The organism is Endozoicomonas sp. ONNA2 (genome assembly GCF_024606365.1).
Classification (GTDB): Bacteria; Pseudomonadota; Gammaproteobacteria; order Pseudomonadales; family Endozoicomonadaceae; genus Endozoicomonas.
In genome coordinates, this window is record NZ_JAHHPO010000383.1 from 1 (window position 1) to 5,447 (window position 5,447).

Genomic DNA, 5,447 nt, shown 5'->3' on the forward strand with positions numbered 1-5,447 from the left:
CGAACAGAAAGCGGAGGTATGTTTCTCTTACCTGTCTCTGTCTTGGTAGCGTAATCGCCTGGAAAATACAGGACAGTAGTAGTTTAGCAATTAAGGCTTTTTTAACCCGAAAACTACGGGAATTTACCGTTTATTTACTTGGTCCGGCATTCCGTGGTCCGGCATTCCGTGGTCCGGCATTCCGGTGATTTTGCCAGTTCTAGCGATGGTCCGGCACTGCGGCTGGTCGCTACCCGGGCGGCCCCATCCTTCCCAGCGCCAGGAGGCTGTCCGAGAATAGACTGCCCTACGCGGCAATTGCTCCTGCGTTGCTCTAGCTCCTGCATCCATGCAGTCTTGCGGTGGCAGCAAATTGGTCTGAAAAGTCGGAAATTTTCTGCCATCCTCGCCACGCCCTATTCTCGGACAGCCTCCCGGATAATGTGCGAAAAGCCACCATAAAGCCTTACGAAGCGTGTAGCCATGGGCATTGAGTACAGCATATACAACTCCCTTGAAGAGTTGGGGTACAAGAATAAGTCTGTCGTCATGGAAAAGTGAATACGCTCGGGATGACGACAAAGATGGGATTTATGAAGTACATATAAACACCATGGAGTGATTCTGGTCATTGCTGCGCTCATGGCTCAGGCCTCACAGGGGATTTTCAGGAAAGCTTACCTTTGTACCCTGGCTTCTTTGAGTTCGTTCATAACGCTGGAATCCGAGGCAAGGGGTTACTTCAGCCATTAATTACCCTGTTGGTTAAGTAGCAGCCCGGAGTCCGATAAGAGCCTGGTGGAATGTTCGTTTTTGGTTGCCGTTATACGGATAAGTCACGGGTTTTAATAACTGAATTTTCTAACACAATGCGCTTTTAAACACCTGACTAATAAAAGGTACTTAATGAAGCGCACAATCCTGGCAGTTGCCATTTCTACTGCCTCTACCCTTTCTTTCGCTGGTGACAGTTACATTACCGGTAACGTTCAGCACCACAGTGAGCCAACGGTAAGTGGCTCCCGAGTGACTTCTACCATCGAAGCTGGTCACACCTTTGCTACTACTGAGCGTGGTGGCCTGACCGTGCTGGCTGAGATTGATGGCATCAAACTGGGTGACAACGCGGCAACCAACGCTGCCGGCCCTTATCTGACTCTGGGTTTTGAGCAGGCTTACAACATTAATGAAAAACTGTGGGTAGCGGCCGGTTACCAGCACGTTCTGCAGGACGGCGACTCTATTTCTGCCCGACCGCTGGTGAAAATCGGCTACCACTTCGGTAACGGGGTATCCATCAGCAACCGTACCCGTCTGCAGCTGGATCAGACTGACCTGCCAACTGCTGACGACGATGTACGTACCGATAACGCCATCGGCTATCAGTTGCCAGCCTACCCGGTGCAGGTGAAATACAACAATGTCTATATGTGGGACACTGAAAAGATGGACCACGAATTCCGTGCTACCTGGACCCGCAACGGCGTTCAGCCATACGCTGAGTGGCGCAACCAGAGCGACCGCGCTAACAACGCCATGGTGTTTGGTGCCACTGTCAGCTTCTGATCAGTTGTTGGCCTTGTTCCCATGCCTTGTGGGAACGAGGATCTGCTGGCTTCCCGCTCTTCATCATTCGCTGCAACCGAATCTTCGGTGCCGTCCCTGAAAGTCGGCACCAGCTTCTGGCAAACGCGGGTGAGGTCCCACATTCCGCCATAATTGACCGCCACCATCAGCGTCATCCCCCTGCACTGGCGAGTTCGGGTTTGAAAACTACTGTATCAATATTCAGGGCTGTCAAAAAAATAGCCTGTCATCGTCCGGCATAATCAATTGAATTGGACTGCCATAAAAAGTCATTACGCCAGCACCACTCACCACTAAAAATGTCAGTTTATCCGTTTGCCACTGCCGGATATTCAGTTTTTAGCCTTTGTGCTCGTCTTCGTTTCTAAGCTGAACACGTAAGCGAAGAAGATTTTGTTGTACTTCCTTTGTTGCGGTTTTTGTTGTCCCGCCCACCGTGAATCCAGTGCATTGAACCTCCGGCCTGTTTGTCAGGAAGGCCTGGGCCCGGGGTTGACTGGATTTAGCCGTTCAGTAGTACACAAGGATGTTAAGCTATGCAAACTCAAGCTAAAAAGGACTCACTGACTCACCGTTATATCCGCAAAACACTAGGCAAAACCCTGCTGTCAGGTTTCCTGATCAGTTCCCCCGCACTTTATGCCGACTCATACAGCACCCCTCCTGGCAATTATGCCTCGCCTTACGTATCGGGCTATGCCGACGATGAGCCGATGAATGACGAAAACTACGGTTATGAAAATTACCCGCGGGAGCGTTACGACCACAGTGCCTGGTGGATTGCCGGTATTGGCGCCGCCAGTGTTGCCGGACTGGCCAGCAGCAGTATTGATGACGATAAGAAACAGCACTTCGGCATCTCCATGGCGCTCGGGGCTGCCAGTGAGTTTGGCCTGCGACAGCTGGATATCGCCACCGAACACCGCTGGGGACGGATCGCCCTGGCCACCGGGATCGGAATGGTACCGGGCGTTCTCAAGGAGCTTGCTGACGACCGGAAAGAGAATAATAAATTCGACAAAAACGACCTGCTGGCCGATGCACTGGGCAGCTTTGCCGGTGCATTGCTCTCGGACCTGATCCAGGGCCCAGCGGATACCGGGCCGCGTTATGGTGTGGTGATCGGTGTTGATGAAGTTGGCCTGGCGGTGAACTATCCGTTTTGATCAGATCAGCCGCTTGCAGGGTGATTGGATATGCGGTTGGTTGCAGGGTGCCTTCAACCGCATACTGTCGGCAGCTCTGCTCTTCGGGTAAGACTAATTACTATTTTACGATCCGGTTTTCCTTCAAGATGCCCATTCAGTATAAAGCCGCCATGCTCTGGCTTTCCTTTTTTGCCAGGACGGTGAAAACATCCATACGACCGGAGGAAGGGGTTGCCGGTCATTATTGCACTTAACTCTGATTGAAACCGTTTCTGTTGACTTGTCATACTCGTAGCTGCCGATATAAACGAAAGAAGTATCTCCTCCAAGGATTCGCCCTGTTTCAAATATTTCAATACCATATCCATGGTTTTTGCTATCGGAGATAAACTCGACACCATACATCCATTAAACTCACTCACTTTATATTATTGGGCTTGTTGCCCAGCCTGAAGAATAAAGATCAGGGTGAATGGTTACTTTCTCTTTATTAGTTCTTCCGTGCAGCATTTACCATAGCTTAAGCTGTTAGCAGTGCTTGCTAACCGTCGTTTATAATGTATTGATATACGACATTATTTGTATAGGTACGCATTTCCCTTCTATAAATACCAAGTACCCCAAAACCTGTGGTCTTAATACAATGCGATGCCGCAATTACCCCAACCCCCATTGGGGTAATGTAGCTTTTTTCTCTGCTTGACGTTCCAGGCAGAGAAGCCTTGCTGACATCGCGTCAGACCCATCGACTGCATAAATCCCGTTCAAGGTGCCGTTCCCATCACGGCAGGGGTGTGCAGAGATAGTGACAATTTGAACCTGTGTTGCGGTAAACACTTACAGCCGATTGGCGGTAGCTTGGCTTTCTGGAAAGTAGCTGGAAAGCAGGATAGTTGGCAGTTATCAGAAAAAGCGGATAATCGATTACCGAGCATTTTACGCAGCATCTTCCAGCCTGAACTTCTGAATATTGTCTTCTGAATATTGTCGACTGCCCACTGAAAACTTTCTTTATGAAACTGTCTGTAGCTTTTAAGTCTGTCACCCTAATTGCCGGGGCAATAATGCTGACCGGATGCTTTATGGCACCCGGTGCGGACCTGACGCCCAATAAAAAATCTAAAAATCACCATTACGTCAGTATTAATGAAACGCTGGTGAATGCGGAACCGGTACAGCGTATTGACTACGGTGAATTTGAGAAAACATCCGACAGGCCCTATCAATATTACATCGGGCCCCATGACATACTGAGTATCCGGGTCTGGAACAACCCGGACCTGTCTACGAATCAGCAGGTCATGAGCAGCCCCTTCTCGGCTAAATCCAGCACGATTCGTGACTCCAACGAACTGATCCGTGAACGCCAGCAGGTGACACCGGAAGGGGTGGAAGTGCAGGCCAATGGCATGATCTTTTTCCCGTTTGCCGGTGAGGTGCAGGCCGCAGGGCGAACCGTCAGTGAAGTGAGACGCGAACTGACTCAGAGACTTTCAAAATTTGTGGTTGACCCACAGGTCAGTGTCCGGGTTCAGGCATTTAACAGCCAGAAGGCTCAGGTACTTGGAGAGGTGCAGTTCCCCCGACCAGTGCCTATTACCAGTACACCACTACGAGTGCTGGATGCCATTGCACTGGCAGAGGGGCTGAGAGATTCGGCAGACCGGGCTGAGGCGACACTGGTAAGGGGTAATAAGCGCATTATCATCGATATGGCCAAATTGCTGGATGGTGATTTGTCCCAGAATCATCTGATGATGGATGGTGACGTGCTCAACATCGACAATAACCGCTACCGGCAGATTGTGATTCTCGGTGAGGTCAACAAGCCCATCGCCATGCCCTACGACCGACGTGGCATGAGCCTGAACGATGCCCTGGTTGCCGCGAGCGGCATCAATCAGAGCTACTCAAACGCGAAAGGGGTTTTTGTGCTGCGCAGTGCTACTGGACAGAGCAAGCCGACCATTTATCAGCTGAACATGCAAAACGCCACCGCATTGTTATTAGCCGATCGATTCCCGCTCAGGGCGCGGGACGTGGTTTATGTGGATACTGCAGGCGTTACTCGTTGGAACCGTGTTATTAATCAGATTTTGCCGACTACTAATGCTATTAATGAGTTTAATAATTAGTGAGGAAAATAGAAAAAGCGGAAAAAGCGGAAAAAGCAGTAAAAGCAGATAAAGTGGGGGGGGCTTTATTGTCTTTTTTTTTTGAAAACTAACGACTGTTTATTTCATGTTTAATACGATTTTGGTGGTTTGTGTTGGCAATATCTGCCGGAGTCCCACGGCTGAGTATATGTTCAGGAAGCAACTCAACTGCTTGGGGAAAAACATCAACGTGCAATCTGCAGGTTTGGGTGCCCCGGTGGGGAAACCGGCTGCTGAGCCTGCAACGCAACTGGCGGCCCAACATGGCATTGACCTGTCACCGCACATCGCCCGACAGCTCACGGCGGAAATGATTCATGAGCATGACCTGATACTGGTCATGGAGGAAAACCATATAAAAGAGTGCGAAAGCATCACGCCAGCGGCCAGAGGTAAAACCCACTTGCTCGGTCGATGGAATAACGGCATAGAAATCCCTGACCCGTATCGGAAAGGGGACATTGCTTATGAACTGGCGTTTGACTTGATCCAAACCTCAGTCAATCAATGGGTTTATAAGCTTTTTACCTGAATCCGTAAGGTTTTGATTGCACCGGAAGAATTTTACCAATTTAAT

General features: G+C 49.9%; 4 protein-coding genes. All 4 read left to right on the plus strand.

Going from position 1 to position 5,447, the window contains the following annotated elements:
• The first annotated feature begins 885 nt into the window (after positions 1–885).
• The 4 genes from KDK14_RS06980 (at position 886) to KDK14_RS06995 (ending at position 5,402) form a co-directional block, all read left to right on the plus strand.
• Positions 886–1,545 carry a porin gene (locus tag KDK14_RS06980; RefSeq protein WP_257264318.1) on the plus strand — a complete coding sequence of 220 codons (660 nt, stop codon included), beginning with the start codon at positions 886–888 and terminating at the stop codon, positions 1,543–1,545.
• A gap of 557 nt (positions 1,546–2,102) precedes the next feature.
• Positions 2,103–2,732, plus strand: coding sequence for a hypothetical protein (locus KDK14_RS06985; RefSeq protein ID WP_257264320.1), 630 nt, complete (start codon positions 2,103–2,105; stop codon positions 2,730–2,732).
• A 995-nt stretch (positions 2,733–3,727) separates the two neighbouring features.
• A complete protein-coding gene (locus tag KDK14_RS06990; protein WP_257264322.1) occupies positions 3,728–4,849 on the plus strand; it encodes a polysaccharide biosynthesis/export family protein in 1,122 nt (373 codons plus the stop codon).
• A gap of 106 nt (positions 4,850–4,955) precedes the next feature.
• On the plus strand, positions 4,956–5,402 hold the full coding sequence (locus tag KDK14_RS06995; RefSeq protein ID WP_257264324.1) for a low molecular weight protein-tyrosine-phosphatase: 447 nt from the start codon (positions 4,956–4,958) through the stop codon (positions 5,400–5,402).
• Positions 5,403–5,447 lie beyond the last annotated feature (45 nt).

Bases quoted from the DNA above. Each gene is read 5' to 3' on its own strand.
- KDK14_RS06980 (WP_257264318.1), top strand. From the start codon at position 886: ATGAAGCGCACAATCCTGGCAGTTGCCATTTCTACTGCCTCTACCCTT.
- KDK14_RS06985 (WP_257264320.1), top strand. From the start codon at position 2,103: ATGCAAACTCAAGCTAAAAAGGACTCACTGACTCACCGTTATATCCGC.
- KDK14_RS06990 (WP_257264322.1), top strand. From the start codon at position 3,728: ATGAAACTGTCTGTAGCTTTTAAGTCTGTCACCCTAATTGCCGGGGCA.
- KDK14_RS06995 (WP_257264324.1), top strand. From the start codon at position 4,956: ATGTTTAATACGATTTTGGTGGTTTGTGTTGGCAATATCTGCCGGAGT.